Consider the following 15,056-nt stretch of genomic DNA (forward strand, 5'->3'; position numbering starts at 1 on the left):
ATGCCCTCCCCGTCACATCAGGGCTTCCATGCGGGAGATCTCGAATGCCTCGCCGTACCGGGCGCCCATCTCGTAGCCCCGGTAGCGGGAGCGGGCCTCGACGCCCTCGATCCACTTCTCCCCGCCGTACTTCTCGTACTCCGACCGGTGCTGGCGTAACGCCCGGAGCTTCAGCTCGGCTGTGTCGTCGATATTGACGTACAGCTGGGGTCGGAAGCCGACGTAGCTACGCCCGGCGGGCGTGATCGGCTCGTACATGACGATGGAGTTGGAGTACCTGCCGGCGGCGATGGTGGCGAGCGAAGTGTTGGCGTGGGACCGGTGCGTGTCGAACGGCCAGTGGGTGAAGACCAGAGTGGGTCTGAAGTCGTCGATGACCTCGTTGATGGCCTCCACCACGGTCGAGTGGTTCTCCACGTCCTTGGCGGGGAACTCCAGGATGTCGAGCTGCTTCACGCCCAGAGTCGTGGCGGCCTCTTTCCCCTCCGCCACCGCCACCCCGGCCTCGCGGCAGCGGCTTCCGTCGTACGCGGTGTAGGCGGAGGTGCTCATCACCAGGAAACGCACCAGCGCCCCGGCCCGGACCAGGCGGGCGGCGGTGCCCGCGGCCGCGAGCTCGATGTCGTCGAGGTGGGCTCCTACGAAGAGGCTCCGCTCGAATGTCGGGTTACTGCAGAGCATCGTGGTGTCCTCTCACCGTTCTGCCGACGTCCTGCCGGCACGGGCCGGGTCCGGTCGCGCCAGCGCGGCCTTCCCGGCCGGTGTGCTGCCAGTAACGCGGAATCCCGCGCGTTCGTAGAGCGAGAGCGCTGGTTTGTTATGGGGGTCGCAGACGACGGTCACGGTCCCGGGGACCTCGGTGAGGAAGCGGTCGAGCAGTTGGGAGGCGGTGCCGGTGCCCCAGTGGCCCGGGTCGGTGGCCAACCGGTGGATGTGCGCCCCGTGTTGCTGCCGGGAGGCGATGAGGAACCCGACCGGGCTGCCCCGAGCCACGGCGACGAGGCTCAGCTCTTGCTTGCCGGGCAGCGCGCGGGTGAAGTTCTCCGCCCGCCACGGCTCGTCGTCGTAATGGCTGCTGGCCTGGTGGGCCCGTCGTTCCACCTCGACGAGCGCGGGAATGAGATGGTCCGCCACATGCTCCAGCCGCAGCAGCTGCCGCCGTGGGCGAGCCGCGGCTGATTCTCCCCTGCCGTCCATACAGACTCCCGCAGTCGAACCGTCACCCTCTGCAATCAGAGTGACACGGCATAGAGCCATATGGGGGATGATGCGTCAAATTCATCCGAAAGAAGTATGTGTTCCGCTTGCGGGGCCTTCCGTGCACGCTTCGCGGCAGACTGAGCGCGGCCGTCGTCGGATGCGCAGGTGGAGGAACCGTGCGACATCGTGTGATGCGGAGCCTGTCCAGGGATGCCTCCCTGCCGCTGGTCGGCGCGGCGGCTGGCCTGCTCCTGCTCACGTACGGCCTTGCCGCGCACGGCGATCTGGTCTCTGGTCTGCTGGCGTCGCCGGAGTCCGAGGCGGCTCAGGCGGGGGGTGACGGGGGGTGGGGCGTGGTCCCCCTGGTCGGGGCGGTCGCGGTCGCCGCCGCTCTGCTGCTGCCGCGCGGCGTGCTGCTGGCGGCGGCCGTCGTGACGGTCCACGGGCTGGGCACCAGCGCGCTCATGTCCCCGGTGGTGGGGCCGCTGCTCGCCAGCGACCTGTTGCTGCTGATGTATCTGGTGCGCGTGCCGGTGCTGCCACGCCAGGAGGGTCTGGGAGCGGCGCGCCGGCTCGTCGGCCCGTCCCTGGCGCTCTTCCTGGCCTGGTCCCTCCTGGCCACGGTCATCGCAGGGGCGTCGGCGACGCCTCTGCTGCGGATTGCTGTCTACGCAGCGGCGTTCATGGCAATGTCGCGTCGCGGTGCCACCGAGCGGCGGGTGGTCTACGGCGTGGTCCTCTGCTATGCCCTGGTCAACCTTGCCGGCGGCGTGCTTCAGGGGCAGACCCGCCTGGTGGGCCTGGACATCGGTGATCCGGCGCAGGCCGGGATGCTGCTGCTGGCCGCGCTGTGTCCCCTACTGAGCGGCGAACTCCGTTTCACCGGCCGCTGGGTAGTCGCCGCGGCGCTGCTGGGCGGGATCCTGCTGACGCAGACCCGCGGCGTGTGGTTCGCCGCCGTCGTCATGCTCGTTGTCTGGCGGATGCCGAGGCGGTCGCCGGGCCGGCTCGTCGTCGTCCTCCTGTGCATGGCGGTGCTGGGGTTCGAGATCGTCGACTCGGTGTCCCAGCGTTTCGGACTCAACGGGGACAGCGTCGGATACCGGGTACACAGCGTCGTCAACGGGATTCGCGACGGCATGGCCAATCCCGTCTTCGGGAGCGGCTGGGGGGAGGTCTCGTCCATGGAGTACCTCAGGCAGCACCTGTCGGACACTCCCGAGGAGGTCCTGCCCTACAACCTGTTCATCAGCGTCTTCGCCTTCACGGGAGTCCCGGGCCTGCTGCTGCTGACGCTGTTTCTGGCAGTGCTGCTGATCTCACTGCGCGCCGCCCGCAGCGACGCCCCCCTGCTGTTCACGGTCGCCGTGTTGGCCATGTCCCTCTCCGAGATGACGCTCTTCGCCGGTTCCATGCTGACGCTGCTGTTCTTCGTCTACGCCGGCCTGTCCTTCGGCCGGGAGGACGACGCGCCGTGCGGTGACGGGCTACTCAAGGAGGGGAGTCCCCCGTCGATGGGTCGCGGCTCGGCTCCGCCGGGCCACGCGGCGGGGGCATCGCCCTGACGAGAGACCGCAGAGCGGCGAACCAGCCGGCGGTGCTGAAGACCACCAAGCACAGCGAACCCCAGGCGAAGGCGGCGGTCACGGCCGAGGCGCCGGACCAGCTCCGGACCGCGACGACCAGCACACCCAGCAGACCCAGGCCCTCGGCCGTCACGAACGCCAGCCGGACACCGGGGCGGCCCAGTGCCGACGGCAGCACCTTCCCCCACACAACCGTGCCCCGCAGCGCGGCTGCGGCCATCAGCACCACGGCGGGCGTGGCCAAGGCTGCGTACGCCGGGCCGTAGACGAGGCCTAGCACCGGACCGGACAGGGGAACCGCTACCACCACGCCAGCTCCACCCACGGCGGACGTCACCGCGCTGGAGCGGAGCGCGTCACGCATCACCGCCGCGCGGCGCCCACCTGCGCGTGCCCGCGCCAGGCGCGGGTGAAGCTGCGCGGACACGGGGTTGACCACGCTGGCGAGGAGGCGGCCAGGCGCGGCGACGACCTTGAGGTACGTCACGAGTGTGGGTCCGCCGAGCAGCCCGGCCAGGAGCGAGACGCCGTTCTCGGCGGCCACGGCCACCGACGCGGTCACCGAACTCTTCATCACGAAGGGGACCAGCCCCGCGGGCAGCCGGGTGTCGTCCCCTCCATCCCCCTCCCTGTCAGCTTCCCCATCGACTCCGCCTCGAGGAACCCCGCAGGCCCGGCGCATGTGGCGGCAGGCGTCGACGGTGAGCAGCACCGTTGCCGCCAGGCCCGAGACCGCGCCTGCTGCCAGGTAGCCAGACGGCCCGGCGGCCAGCAGTGCCAACAGCGTCCCCAGGCACCCGGCCAGGGCCATTGCCACGCGTATCCGGCCGAGCCGGGACAGTCGGTCGGCGAGGGCGTAGCCGGCCGACGCACTGCCCGAGGGGGTGGCCGTGCCCGCGGCCACCACCGCCAGCACCAGGAACGTGCCCTGCTCGTCGGGAAGCCATCCGGAAGCGGCGACAGCGATCGCGACCGCCACGCCGACGACCGTGGCCACCGCGCCCGTCGCGACGTCCACACGCAGCAACCGGTGGTAGAGCCGGGTACCCCGGCCAGGGCCGCCCCGTTGCGCGGCGGGTACGAAGTGCTGCATGGCGTCCTCCATGCGCGGGTCCCACACCAGAAACCAGACCGTCGCCAAGGACTGCGCGAAGAACACCTGCCCTGCCTCCGCCGGACCGGCGACCCGGACCAGCACGGCGGTGGTGACGAACGACAACACGGACTCGGCCTGGCCGGCGGCGCTGAGCGAGGCGAATGCGGCGAGGTGGCGACGGCGTGGCAGCCACGGGCGCGGGATGCCAGCTACTCGCGCCCACACAGGACGTACCGGAGCGGTGCCCGGTGATTCGCCGGGCACGTCCTACAGCACCTCGACGTGCTCACCGCGGCGACACCGGTTGCGCGTGTCGAACACATACACCCCGGCCCGCTCGACGAGTGCGTAGTCGAAGGCGTCGTGGTCGGTGGCGACCACCACCACGTCGGCCGCGTGGAGCTCGGCCTCGGTCAGCTCGACGCAGGTGATGTCCTGAGGCAGCAGCGCGGGGTCGGTGTACGGTTCCACAGCGGCCACCCGGGCGCCGAGCCCGACCAGCGACCGTGCCAGCGCCAGGGCCGGCGACTCGCGGATGTCGCCGGTGTTCTTCTTGTAGGCCAGGCCCAGTTGCAGGACGCGGGAGCCGTTGACCGGCTTGCCGCGCGCGTTCAGTCCCCGGCTGATCCGTGCCACGAGGTGGTCGGGCATGGCGCCATTGATCTCGTTTGCAAGCTGGACGGTCCTGACGTCCCGTCGCAGCAGGCGCCTGACCTGCCAGGACAGGTAGCAAGGGTCGATCGGCAGGCAGTGCCCACCCACGCCAGGGCCGGGGCGGAAGGGCATGAATCCGAACGGCTTGGTCGCGGCGGCCTCGATGGCCTCCCAGATGTCCGCGTCCAGCGATCTGGAGACCATGGCCAGCTCGTTGACCAGTGCGATGTTCACGTGCCGGAAGGTGTTCTCCAGCAGCTTGCACAGCTCGGCAGTGCGGCAGGAGCCCACGGGCACGGTGCGCTCCACGAGGCGGCTGTAGAAGCGCTCGATACTGCGCAGCGAGGCGGCATCGATACCGGCGATCACCTTGGGGGTGTTCTCCAGGCGCCAGAGGGGGTTACCGGGGTCGATCCGTTCAGGGCTGTATCCGAGGTGGAAGTCGGGGCCGGCCTGCAGGCTGCTGCCATCCTCCAGCAGCGGCCGCAGGAGGCACTCCGTGGTGCCCGGGTAGGTGGTCGACTCCAGGATCACGGTGGCGCCAGGCTTGATGTGGGGCGCTAGGTTCAGGCCCGCGCGCTGGACGTGGCGTAAGTCGGGGACGCCATCGCGCAGCGGCGTCGGCACGCTGATCGTACATACGTCGAAGTCGGCGGCCTTGTCGTAGTCGGTCGTCGGATGGTACTGGCCGGCGGCGAGCGCGGCCGCCAGCCGGGTGTCGCTCACATCTTCGACGTACGAATCACCGGACTCCAGGTGCTTGACCCGCAGCGCGTCTGTGTCGAGCCCGATGACGGTGAACCCGCATTCCACGGCTCGTAAGGCCAGGGGAAGTCCGACATATCCCTGACCGACGACCACCAGCTTCTGCCGCCTGCCCTGCTTGCCGCCATACACAACAACCCACCCCTTGAAAGTAATATAATGCCACGAATCCCCACGTGATTTCCTTCGGATTTTATGCACGCGAGAGGCCCCAACTACTCAACCGGGAACCGAGGTTCACTCTTACTAAGTAACCGGATGCATTTCCGAAATGACCGGGGTTCCATCTCTCCACCAGATGTGACAATTGGGTGACTCGACAATTCCCCAAGAGGGCGGAGTGGCTGCAATATGAATTACTGCACGACGTACCTGGTCACGGGCGGAGCCGGCTTCATCGGCTCTCATCTCGTCGATGGCCTGCTGGCGGCGGGCAGGCGGGTGGTGGTACTAGACAACCTCTCCACCGGGCGCACGGAGAACTTGGCGGCGGCCATGGAGCACGGCGGATTCCGGTTCGTTCGTGGCTCCGTGCTCGACGCCGCGCTGGTGGATACGTTGACACAAGAATGTGATGCCGTGGTGCACCTTGCCGCGGCCGTCGGGGTCAAGCTGATCATCGAACAGACGCTGACGTCGTTCGTCACGAACATCCGAGGCACCGAGACCGTCATCGACGCGGCGCATCGCCATGGCTGCGGGGTTCTGGTGGCGAGCACGTCGGAGGTCTACGGCAAGAACTCACACGGCGCGCTCGACGAGATGGCCGATCGCATCCTTGGCAGCCCGTCGGTTGCCCGGTGGTCGTACAGCACCGCGAAGGCCGTGGACGAGGTACTCGCCAACCTCTACCACCGTGAGCGGGGTCTGAAGACCACCATCGTCCGGTTCTTCAACGTCGTCGGCCCCCGGCAGAGCCCCGCCTACGGCATGGTCATCCCGCGTTTCGCCCACCAGGCGGTGGCCGGTGACCCCCTGACCGTCCACGGCACCGGCCAGCAGCGGCGCTGCTTCCTGCACGTTGCGGACGCGGTGGCGGCGCTGCTCCTCCTGCTGGACAACTCGGCGGCGGACGGGGAGACGTTCAACATCGGGGGTGAGGAGGAAATCACCGTCCTTGAACTCGCCGAACGGTTGATCGCCCAGGCCGGGAGCGCGTCAGTGGTGCGACAGCTCTCCTACGGCGAGGCGTACGGGCCGGGCTTCGAGGATATGGAACGCAGACTGCCGGACACCACGAAGCTGCGCGAGCTGACCGGCTGGCGGCCACGGCACTCCATGGTCGAGGTGATGGCGGCCGCCATCGCTGAGGCACGAGAGCAGCAGGACAGCTCGGAACCGGGGGATGCGCCGGGTGTCCCCGGTCGGCGAAGTTCGGCCCCTCCCTCGGCCCCGGTTGCGGAGGGCGGAAGATGAGCGCCTCGCTCGCCGCAGCGGCTGCCGGCGCCGCCCTGTTGGGCGTGGTGCTGATGACGGAGCCGCTGCGGCGCCTCGCTCTCCGCCATCACCTGACCGACCGGCCCGGCATCGGGAAAGCGCACGCCGCGCCGACGCCGTACCTCGGCGGCGTCGCGGTCGCTGCGGCCACGCTCACCGTCGGTGCCGGCACCGCGCTCGCCGACGACCTGCTCGACCCGACACTGGGGGTCCTCCTCGGTGCCGCCGCGGCCGTGGCCGTGCTCGGCCTCGTCGATGACGTGCGTCCGCTCAGCCCTGGGCTGCGGCTGGGCGTCGAAATCCCCGCAGCGGCGGCGGTGGTGGCGGTGGGTGGCGGCCCCGAACTCACCGGTTGGGGCGGGATCGACGCGGCCCTGGCCGTGGCGTGGATCGTTTTCACCACCAATGCAGTCAACCTGCTGGACAACACGGACGGCGCGGCCGCGTCGCTGTGCGCGATCAGCGGTGGATTCCTCTGCGGGACCGCGCTGTCCGGGGGCGAAGCGGGGCTCGTGTTGGTGACCTCCGCCCTGGCCGGAGCGTGCCTGGGATTCCTCGGTCACAACTGGCATCCGGCGCGGATATTCCTCGGTGACGCGGGCTCCCTCTTCCTCGGCTTCACCCTGTCCTCGGCCGCTGTCGTGCTCCACGCGGGCGGCGACGGGCCGACCGGGCTCCTCGGCGTGTGGCTGGCCACCTTGATCGCCACTGCGGACACCTTCCTTGTCATGCTCTCCCGTCGTATGGCGGGACAACCACTGCTACGGGGGGGCACCGACCACGCCGCCCACCGGCTGCGGCGCGTGGGGCTGAGGGTGCCGTGGGCCGTGCTGCTCCTGTGCGGGGTCGCGACAGTTGGCTGTCTCACCGCGCTGGTGCTGACCGGCGCGCCGCCGGGCATCGCGCTCAGCGGCGCCGCGATGTCCGCCGCCGCCATCGTCGGCTCGCTGATCACGCTTCCGGCGGTGGGCCCGCTGGTTCCTGGTCGGGCGGACCGTCGGGTGCCGCCGCAGCGCCCGCGCCGGCCACTCCGTAGCCTGCGTCCGAGGTTCTCGGATCAGGCACGTACCCGGGGAGCCTGCGGAACCACCGAACAGTCTCCGCCAGACCCGTGTCCAAAGGCTCGGGAGTGACGTCGGGGAAAAGTCGCCGCAGCAGGCCGTCGGCCGCCTGGGAGTCGCGAACGTCGCCCGCGCGGGCCGCCTCGTGCCGGATCTCTCGGGGCGGCGACCCGACGACGGCAGTGAGCCGTTCGACGAGTTGACGGAGCGACACGTGATTGCCGAAGGCGAGGTTCACCGGCCCGCGGCAGCAGACCGAATGTTCCACCGCGTCCGCCAGAACACGGACGACCGTGCCGACGTACGTGAAGTCTCGCGTCTGCAGGCCATCACCGAAGATGGTCACCGGCCGCCCGCGCAGCATGGCGTCGATGAACGCCGGGACGACAGCGGCATAGGCGTGTGCCGGGGACTGCAGCGGGCCGTAGACGTTGAAGAAGCGCAGCACGAGCACCGGCAGACGGTACGCCGCCCCGTAGGCAAGTGTGTACGCCTCGGTGGCGACCTTGCTGGCGGCGTACGGGCTGAGCGGGATCGTGGGCAGCGCCTCGTGTTTCGGCAGTTCCGCGGAGTCCCCGTAAACGGACGAGGACGAGGCGGCGATGACGTGAACGCCGCGGCGGCGGCACGCCTCCAGCACACGCACGGTGCCCGTGGCGTTGGCCTCGTGGCTGGCGACGGGATCGGTCAGGGAGCGGGGCACGGAAGGGCGGGCGGCCAGGTGGACGACCGCGTCCGCCGAGGAGATCACGTCGTCGAGCAGGCGAGCATCCAGGACGCTGCCCTCGACGAACTCGGCGGCGACCCCGTCCAGGTTCGCCGTCGAGCCGGTGCTGAGGTCATCCAGGGCGGTGACGTGATGGTCGGTCCGGCCTGCGGTGAGCCAGCGGCAGAGGTTCGCTCCGATGAATCCTGCTCCGCCGGTGACAACAACGTTCACGTGCGTTCACCCTCTCCTTCTGCTGTGTTCGTGTCTGTTGCGGCGCCGTCCGCTAAGGGCGGCGGCCACCAGCCGCGCGCCACGGCGATCTCGGCGTACAGGCGGTCGGTGTCGGCGATCAGGCGTTCCGCTCCGAACCGGCGCATGGTCCAGGCGCGGGCCCGCTGGCCCATGTCGCGGCGGAGCCCGGGGTCCTTGAGGAGCCGCACGGTATGACGGGCGAGCTCCGCGACGTCCGGCGCGGCCAGCAGCCCGGTTTCGCCGCTCCGCACCACCTCGGCCACGCTGCCCACGTCGGTGGCGACCACGGCGACACCGGCCTGGCCCGCCTCGATGAGGCTGACGGGCATGCCCTCGTTGTCGGAGGTGAGCAGCACCAGGTCCGCCGCCGCGTACACCGTCTCGACGTCGGCGCGCCACCCCAGTGGCTGGAGCAGATCCTCCGTGCCGGCCTGTCCGGCCAGTGCGCCGGCGAGGTCGCCCTCGCCGCACACCACGAAACGGGCGGCGGGTACGGCCCGCCGCACCTCGCGGGCGACGGCCACAAACCGGTCGGGCCGCTTGATCCGTGTCACGCGGCCGACATACGCGACGACAGGACTGTCCGGTGGCAGGCCGAGTCGCCGCCGGGCGTCCGCACGCGTTGGGAGCGTGGGCAGCACGGTCCCCGGCGGCACGACCGCGTATTGCTCCGGCCGTCCGATCCCGGCGGCGATCAGGTCGTCCCGCACCCGCACGCCGACGGCAACGAGCCGGTCGGTGTGCCGGGCCAGCAGCCGCTCCGCGTGGACGACCATGCCGGTGACGCGGGGCGAGAAGTATCCGTGCAGCAGGTGGCCGTGATAGGTGTGCACGCGGGCGGGCACCCGTGCCCGGATTGCGGCGACGCGGCCCAGGGCGCCGGCCTTCGCGGTGTGCGTGTGGACGATGTGCGGCTGGAACTGGCGCATGGCGGCGGTGAGTTCCCGCACCGCACGGAGATCGTCGCCCGGCCGGACTGCCCGGCCCAGCGCGGCCACCCGCCGGACCGGCACGTCGGGGGCGCGGCTGTCGAGATGGTCGGCCTCGCCGGGGCTAACCGATCCGGCGAACAACCGCTGCTCGAAGCGGGCCGGGTCGAGACCACGCAGCAAGGCGGTGACCTGGACGGCCGGACCACCGACGTTCATGCGGGCGATGACCCGCATCACGCGAAGACGACCGGAACCCGAGCGTGGTGCCGCCGTTGCACTCAGCATGTTCCAAGGTAAACGCACCAAAGCAGAGAATCACGCATTCTTCCTTGATATATCCTTCTTATTGATGAATTGACATACTGGCGCTATGTCAGAACCATTCCGCACCGGCGTCCTCATGGTGTGCACCGGCAACCTGTATCGCTCACCGCTTGCGGCGGGGCTGCTCAGACAGCGGCTGGCCGATCCTGGCCGGGTGCCCATCGGAGTGACCAGCGCGGGCACGGCGGCGGATCCCGGCACACCGGTGCCACCGGCGGTGACGGCGATCCTCCAGTCCCGGGGCGGAGATCTCGCGGAGCCCGTGGCACGGCGGTTGACCACCGAACTGGTCGAGCGTGCTGATCTGGTGCTGGGCGCCGCTGTCGAACATCGCGAGGCCGCGGTGCGACTTGCCCCGGCGCGTGCGCTATGCCGGGCCTTCACGCTGCGGGAGTTCGCCCTGCTGCTGCGAGAGGAGGACGCGGCGGGGATCGCGGACCCGGCCGCCCGACTCGGGGCGCTTGTCCGGGCCGCAGCCGCCCGGCGCGGAAGCGTCCGCGTGGCGGGCGCCGATGAGGACGTGGCGGACCCGATCGGCTCGGACGGGTCGGTGCTGCGGGCGTGTGCGGCGCGGATCGAGGAGTCGGTGGAGCGGATTGCCCGTGCCGTGCTGAGCGGTGCAGGCGACGGTGACCGGCGGTTGTCCGGTCACTCGCAGTCCGGATAGGGGTCCACCGTGACCGGCATCGGGGTGACCAGTGGCTGACGCAGCAGCACCGGCGCCCGGTCACCTTCCTTGCCCACTGGCTCCACCAGGTGGAGCGTGAGGACGCGGGTGGACTGTGCGGGCAGTTCGGCATCCATGGTGAGGACGGGGTGGCCGCGTTCGACCCCGCTGTGCACGGTGATGGGGCGGCCGTCCAGTTCGGCTCCGGTGAGAATCGCGCCCGAGGAGGCGTAGTAGGAGACGAGCAGCCGGTTGTCACCTGGCTGGGTGGGGTAGTCGGCGTCGTCGCCGCGCTGGGTGACGTAGGCAGGGAGTCCTGACGCGGGGGCGTTGTTGCTCAGGGTGATTTTTGCGGTGACGGTACGGCCCAGGGTGGTGCAGCGTCCGGGCGTCCAGCGCAACCGTCTTTCCAGGTAGTAGTCGAGTTTGCCGCCGGCGGCGTTGTTGACGAGGAGACCCGCGAAGGGTCCGGGGTCCTCAGGCAGGATCCCGCTCACGGACTTGGTCTCCAGGTGCCGTTGTTCGTCCCGGTGCGCGCTCCATACCTTCAGGCGCTCCTCCCTGAGCACGTCGGCTCCCGCTTCGAGCAGTGAGGGCACGCGCTCACCGTCGTCGAAAGCACCGGTCAGGGTCGCGGCGGCGGTGCGCGCCACGTCGAGGAGGAAGGTCTGGCGCTCTGCGTCGTCCTGGAAGCGTTCGTAGGCGGTCCGCAGGACGAGATCGCGGACGGTGCCGCCGGTGAGCGCCGTGCCGTCGGGCAGCCGGGCCGGGCCCGTCGCCTCGAGCAGGCGCCCCAGGCCGGTGGGGTCGAGCGCGATGACGCCGTCCACCCGGTGGCCGCTGTGCTTCTGCCACGTGGCCGCCCAGATGCGTGCGGCGTTGGGGAAGTGCGGGCTGAGGTTGGAGTTCGCCCACACCTGGGTGGGAGCGCTGGTAACGTACTGGGCCTCGAATTCGGTACCGAGATCGATGTCGGGTCGGGTGTCCGACAGTTCGGAGCCCGTGCCGAAGTGCTCGAAACGCACGACTCCGTGGTCGGCCGTGAACACGGCGAAGGCCCCAGCCATTCCGCCGGTGCCCCGGGATTCGGCGGTGTTCTGGAAGACCGCGAAATACCGGCGCGGACTGTCGTCGCCCAGCATGGGCGGAAGGAGGCGGGCCGCCAGGGCGGTGTCGTCGGTCGCGGTGGCGAGGCGGTCGACCTGGCGGACCAACTCGTCACGCGCATCAGCGGTGGGCAGCCAGGTATTGCGCGGCAGCGCCTCCACGGCGGCACCCACCTCCTTGGTGGCCTGCGCCGCCCGTTCCAGGTCCCGGGCCGCATGCCGAAGCCTGGACGACAGGGTGTCAAGGCCGCCACCGTCGCGCGTCTCGCCCTCCACATCGGAGACGAGCCGCACCAGCGGAGGCAGCACCTCCCTCGTCAGCCGGTCGGTCGCGTTCGTCGCGCCACGCACCGTCTCGGCGGGATCGCCGAGGACCGGCAGGGCGTCGGCGAGGAACCAGGCAGGCCCCGAGGTGAGAACGCGCGCCTGCGTGGCGTGCTCGGCTGCGGCGCTCACAGCCCTGCGAGACTTGTCGGGGTTGGCGATGACCGACTGCCGCGCCGTCTCCAGTTCGCGTCGCGCGGCGAGGAGTTCGCTGCGGGCCAGCAGTCCGGTGACCAGGAGCCAGCCGGCGCCGACCAGCAGCAGACCGGCACAGCCCAGCAGCAGATGCCGTGCCCGGAACCACCTGTGGTCCCGGGCACGGCGTGGTGGCGACAGCCGGCTTCGCCAGAGGCGGGGCCCGCCGGTCACCACCTTGAGGCGCGAGGGCAGGCGCGTCAGTCGACGTGCGGGCATCGCGTTGCCAAGCCGGCGGTCACCGGGTCCCGTTCCTTAGGCGCCGAGCCCCAAGCCACGCTCCGCCACCGAGCGCGACCAAGGCCGCAGCGCCACCCACTTGGCGCGGCCCGATGCCGGCGTCGACCTTCGCGTGCTGCTGCTCTTCCTGCTGACTTGACTCCCCGGCATGGGGAGTCAAGCGCGGGAAGACGAACAGGAACGCCGACGCCGTGAGGTTGGGGTTCTGCCCCTTGAGTTGAAGTTGATGGAAGCCCAGGCCGGTCGACCTGGGAATCGTGACGCTCCCGGACACCCTCCCGCGCGCGTCGGCCTGGAAGGTGCCCAGCGGCTGGCTCGGGCGGTCTCTCAGCACGGCGACTACCTGCTGGTTGGGATCGAAGCCCTTCGCTGTGAACCGCACCGGGTCGCCGGCGACCACGAAGAGTTGGCTGAGACTGAGGCTCGGCGGCGGACGCGGCGGGTAGGTCTGGGCGTGCGCGACCTCTGCGACCGTCAGCGGTACCGTGAGGAGAACGGCAACCGCTGCGAAGGCCGTGAGGGCGGTGCGCCATACGGATCGTCTGAGCATCTCTCAACGCTCCTAGAGCTGTTCGAACTGGCGGCGCCCCCCGGCAGTCTTCGATCAGATATCCATCCCCTGTCCTCCCGAACCGCCCTCCTAACGGCTCAACGGCTCGAATCACTCGAAAGAGCTAATGGGGAGCCACTCCCCTTATGGAAGACAAAAGGGATGTGCTCAACTTCCTTCCAATGACGCCCGCGTGTACCGGAGGCGATGGGGGACGAATCCCGTGAAACTGCTCGATCACGTGCCGACCCTGCTCCGCCGATGGCGTGCCATCGTGGTGCTGGGAACGCTGGGCACGGTGCTCGGGGCGCTCGCCACCTCCGCCGCCGTTCCCCAATACCGGGCCACCAGCACCCTGTTCGTGTCGCTCCAGACCACCGAGGACACGGTCACGCTGAACGAAGGCAACAGCTTCGCTCAGGCGCGGGTCCGTTCCTACGCGGAGGCGGTGTCGAGCCCTCAGGTGACAGAGCCGGTTGTGGAGGCGCTGGATCTCGACATGACGCCCGCACAGTTGGGGGACGTCATCAGCACCGAGGTACCACTCGACACGGTGCTGCTCAGGATCAGCGTCACCGACACCAAGCCGTCGCGCACCGCCCGGATCAGCAATGCAGTCGCCGAGCGGTTCACCGAGGTCATCCCCGAGATCGAACGGCCAGTGGGGGCCAAGTCGTCACCGGTGCGGCTGAGCATCGTCGAGCCCGCTGACGTGCCCACGGCTCCTACTTCCCCCAGCCTCACGCTCAATCTGTCGCTGGGACTGGTGGCGGGGCTGGCTCTCGGCGTCGGCTTCGCCGTCGCGCGGGAGTCACGCGACTCGTCGGTGCGCAGCCGCCGTGACCTGACCGAATCTCTCAGCGCAACCCTGCCGGAAGGCGGTGTGCCCCCAGTGCTTGGGAGCATCCCGTATGACGCGCGGACCTCGGAGCATCCCCTCGCCAGCCTGGAGAATGCCTTCGGCCCTCGTGCAGAGGCATTCCGGCGGCTGCGCACCACCTTGCGATTCCTGGACGTGGACCGGACGCCAAAGATCATCGCCGTTTCCAGCGCATTACCCGGCGAGGGGAAAAGCAGCGTCGCGGTCAACCTCGCGGCGGCGCTCTCCGAACTCGGCGCCTCCGTGTGCCTCGTCGATGCCGACCTGCGACGCCCTTGCCTGGCGCGCAGGCTCGGTCTGGTCCAGAACGCAGGGCTCACCACCGTGATGATCGGCCAGGCGACCACGAGCGAAGTGCTGCAGTCCACGGATTCCTTCTCCGTCCTGACCAGCGGAGCGATCCCCCCCAACCCGGCGGAGATGCTGGCTTCCGCCCAGTACCGGGCGGTGGTACGCGACCTCGCTGAGAGCTTCGACCACGTAGTCGTCGATACCCCACCGGTGCTCCCGCTGTCCGACGTTCCCGCGATGGCACCAGCGCTGGACGGCTACCTGCTGGTGGTCCGCTACGGACGGACACGTCGCGGTCAGCTCACCGACGCCGTCCGCGCACTCCGGTGCACACCCACCGCCGTGCTCGGCACCATCCTCAACATGGCGCCTTCGAAGGGCGAAAGCGAGTACTACGGATACGTCGCCTCACAGAGAGCGCAGCGACATCTCCCCGTCCCCCTCCGCCTCCTGGGCAGACTGCGCAAGCACCGCTCGGTGGACGAAGCGGTCGGTGCCTAAAACTCCGGTTGTAGTTCGTTTTCGCTGCCGATTCCTGGCAGTCCCACGCCGCCTCACTCGCCTACGCCGACGAACACCTCGGCCGCCTGGTCAACGGGCTTACCCGAGCGAAGAGATGGCTGATCGTCATGTGCCGACCGCGGAGACGCATTCGGTGATCACGTCTACCACGGCCGCGGGCTCACCCACCCCTGAGTGCTCAACCTGCCCAACGCCGCCCGGTTGTCGACCCAGTGTGATGCGCCGGAAATGACGGCACTAAGTCTGTAGGCTGTTTTGTGGTGTC

The 15,056-nt window shown here is 69.7% G+C and carries 12 protein-coding genes and 1 pseudogene; 5 read left to right on the forward strand and 8 right to left on the reverse strand.

The window, feature by feature from the left end; translation table 11 throughout:
* Positions 1–12: 12 nt before the first annotated feature.
* Together O7599_RS05410 and O7599_RS05415 are read right to left on the reverse strand one after the other, a co-directional pair.
* Entirely contained in the window at positions 13–681 is a 669-nt protein-coding gene (locus O7599_RS05410; RefSeq protein ID WP_281620940.1) for a PIG-L family deacetylase, read from the reverse strand.
* Positions 682–693: 12 nt separating this feature from the next.
* Positions 694–1,134, reverse strand: coding sequence for an N-acetyltransferase (locus tag O7599_RS05415; protein ID WP_281620941.1), 441 nt, complete (start codon positions 1,132–1,134; stop codon positions 694–696).
* A gap of 242 nt (positions 1,135–1,376) precedes the next feature.
* Between O7599_RS05415 and O7599_RS05420 the strand changes: the two genes are divergently transcribed.
* Positions 1,377–2,765: an O-antigen ligase family protein gene (locus tag O7599_RS05420; RefSeq protein WP_281620942.1), complete on the forward strand. Its 1,389-nt coding sequence runs from the start codon at positions 1,377–1,379 to the stop codon at positions 2,763–2,765.
* On the opposite strand, the gene O7599_RS05425 is transcribed toward O7599_RS05420, so the two are convergent.
* Both O7599_RS05425 and O7599_RS05430 read right to left on the reverse strand, forming a co-directional pair.
* A complete protein-coding gene (locus O7599_RS05425) occupies positions 2,692–4,008 on the reverse strand; it encodes a hypothetical protein (protein WP_281620943.1) in 1,317 nt (438 codons plus the stop codon). The genes O7599_RS05420 and O7599_RS05425 overlap by 74 nt on opposite strands.
* 141 nt (positions 4,009–4,149) lie before the next feature.
* Positions 4,150–5,433 carry a nucleotide sugar dehydrogenase gene (locus O7599_RS05430; RefSeq protein ID WP_281620944.1) on the reverse strand — a complete coding sequence of 428 codons (1,284 nt, stop codon included), beginning with the start codon at positions 5,431–5,433 and terminating at the stop codon, positions 4,150–4,152.
* A gap of 219 nt (positions 5,434–5,652) precedes the next feature.
* Here O7599_RS05430 and O7599_RS05435 point away from each other — a divergent pair, with 219 nt between their 5' ends.
* Positions 5,653–6,717 (forward strand): NAD-dependent epimerase/dehydratase family protein, encoded by a 1,065-nt coding sequence (locus tag O7599_RS05435; RefSeq protein WP_281620945.1) that lies wholly within the window; start codon positions 5,653–5,655, stop codon positions 6,715–6,717.
* Positions 6,718–6,770: 53 nt separating this feature from the next.
* Positions 6,771–7,373: pseudogene (locus tag O7599_RS05440) on the forward strand (MraY family glycosyltransferase); the annotation flags it as partial.
* Positions 7,374–7,689: 316 nt separating this feature from the next.
* On the opposite strand, the gene O7599_RS05445 reads toward O7599_RS05440, so the two are convergent.
* Both O7599_RS05445 and O7599_RS05450 read right to left on the reverse strand, forming a co-directional pair.
* Entirely contained in the window at positions 7,690–8,739 is a 1,050-nt protein-coding gene (locus tag O7599_RS05445; RefSeq protein ID WP_281620946.1) for an NAD-dependent epimerase/dehydratase family protein, read from the reverse strand.
* Positions 8,736–9,926 carry a glycosyltransferase gene (locus O7599_RS05450; protein WP_281620947.1) on the reverse strand — a complete coding sequence of 397 codons (1,191 nt, stop codon included), beginning with the start codon at positions 9,924–9,926 and terminating at the stop codon, positions 8,736–8,738. The genes O7599_RS05445 and O7599_RS05450 overlap by 4 nt, the downstream gene beginning before the upstream one ends.
* 166 nt (positions 9,927–10,092) lie before the next feature.
* Between O7599_RS05450 and O7599_RS05455 the strand changes: the two genes are divergently transcribed.
* Complete coding sequence (locus O7599_RS05455) at positions 10,093–10,683, forward strand: low molecular weight phosphatase family protein (protein WP_281620948.1); 591 nt, start codon at positions 10,093–10,095, stop codon at positions 10,681–10,683.
* On the opposite strand, the gene O7599_RS05460 is transcribed toward O7599_RS05455, so the two are convergent.
* Together O7599_RS05460 and O7599_RS05465 are read right to left on the reverse strand one after the other, a co-directional pair.
* Positions 10,665–12,527, reverse strand: a complete 1,863-nt coding sequence (locus O7599_RS05460; protein ID WP_281620949.1) for a DUF4012 domain-containing protein — start codon at positions 12,525–12,527, stop codon at positions 10,665–10,667. The genes O7599_RS05455 and O7599_RS05460 overlap by 19 nt on opposite strands.
* A 19-nt stretch (positions 12,528–12,546) precedes the next feature.
* Positions 12,547–13,098 (reverse strand): hypothetical protein, encoded by a 552-nt coding sequence (locus O7599_RS05465; protein WP_281620950.1) that lies wholly within the window; start codon positions 13,096–13,098, stop codon positions 12,547–12,549.
* 223 nt (positions 13,099–13,321) lie between these two features.
* Between O7599_RS05465 and O7599_RS05470 the strand changes: the two genes are divergently transcribed.
* Positions 13,322–14,770 carry a polysaccharide biosynthesis tyrosine autokinase gene (locus O7599_RS05470; protein WP_281620951.1) on the forward strand — a complete coding sequence of 483 codons (1,449 nt, stop codon included), beginning with the start codon at positions 13,322–13,324 and terminating at the stop codon, positions 14,768–14,770.
* The last annotated feature ends 286 nt before the right edge of the window (positions 14,771–15,056 follow it).

The organism is Streptomyces sp. WMMC500 (genome assembly GCF_027497195.1).
In the GTDB taxonomy this organism is placed as follows: Bacteria; Actinomycetota; Actinomycetes; order Streptomycetales; family Streptomycetaceae; genus Streptomyces.

Excerpts from the sequence above, each read along its gene's own strand:
- O7599_RS05410 (WP_281620940.1), bottom strand. The coding sequence starts at position 681 with ATGCTCTGCAGTAACCCGACATTCGAGCGGAGCCTCTTCGTAGGAGCC.
- O7599_RS05435 (WP_281620945.1), top strand. The coding sequence starts at position 5,653 with ATGAATTACTGCACGACGTACCTGGTCACGGGCGGAGCCGGCTTCATC.
- O7599_RS05450 (WP_281620947.1), bottom strand. The coding sequence starts at position 9,926 with ATGCGGGTCATCGCCCGCATGAACGTCGGTGGTCCGGCCGTCCAGGTC.
- O7599_RS05455 (WP_281620948.1), top strand. The coding sequence starts at position 10,093 with ATGGTGTGCACCGGCAACCTGTATCGCTCACCGCTTGCGGCGGGGCTG.
- O7599_RS05460 (WP_281620949.1), bottom strand. The coding sequence starts at position 12,527 with ATGCCCGCACGTCGACTGACGCGCCTGCCCTCGCGCCTCAAGGTGGTG.
- O7599_RS05465 (WP_281620950.1), bottom strand. The coding sequence starts at position 13,098 with ATGCTCAGACGATCCGTATGGCGCACCGCCCTCACGGCCTTCGCAGCG.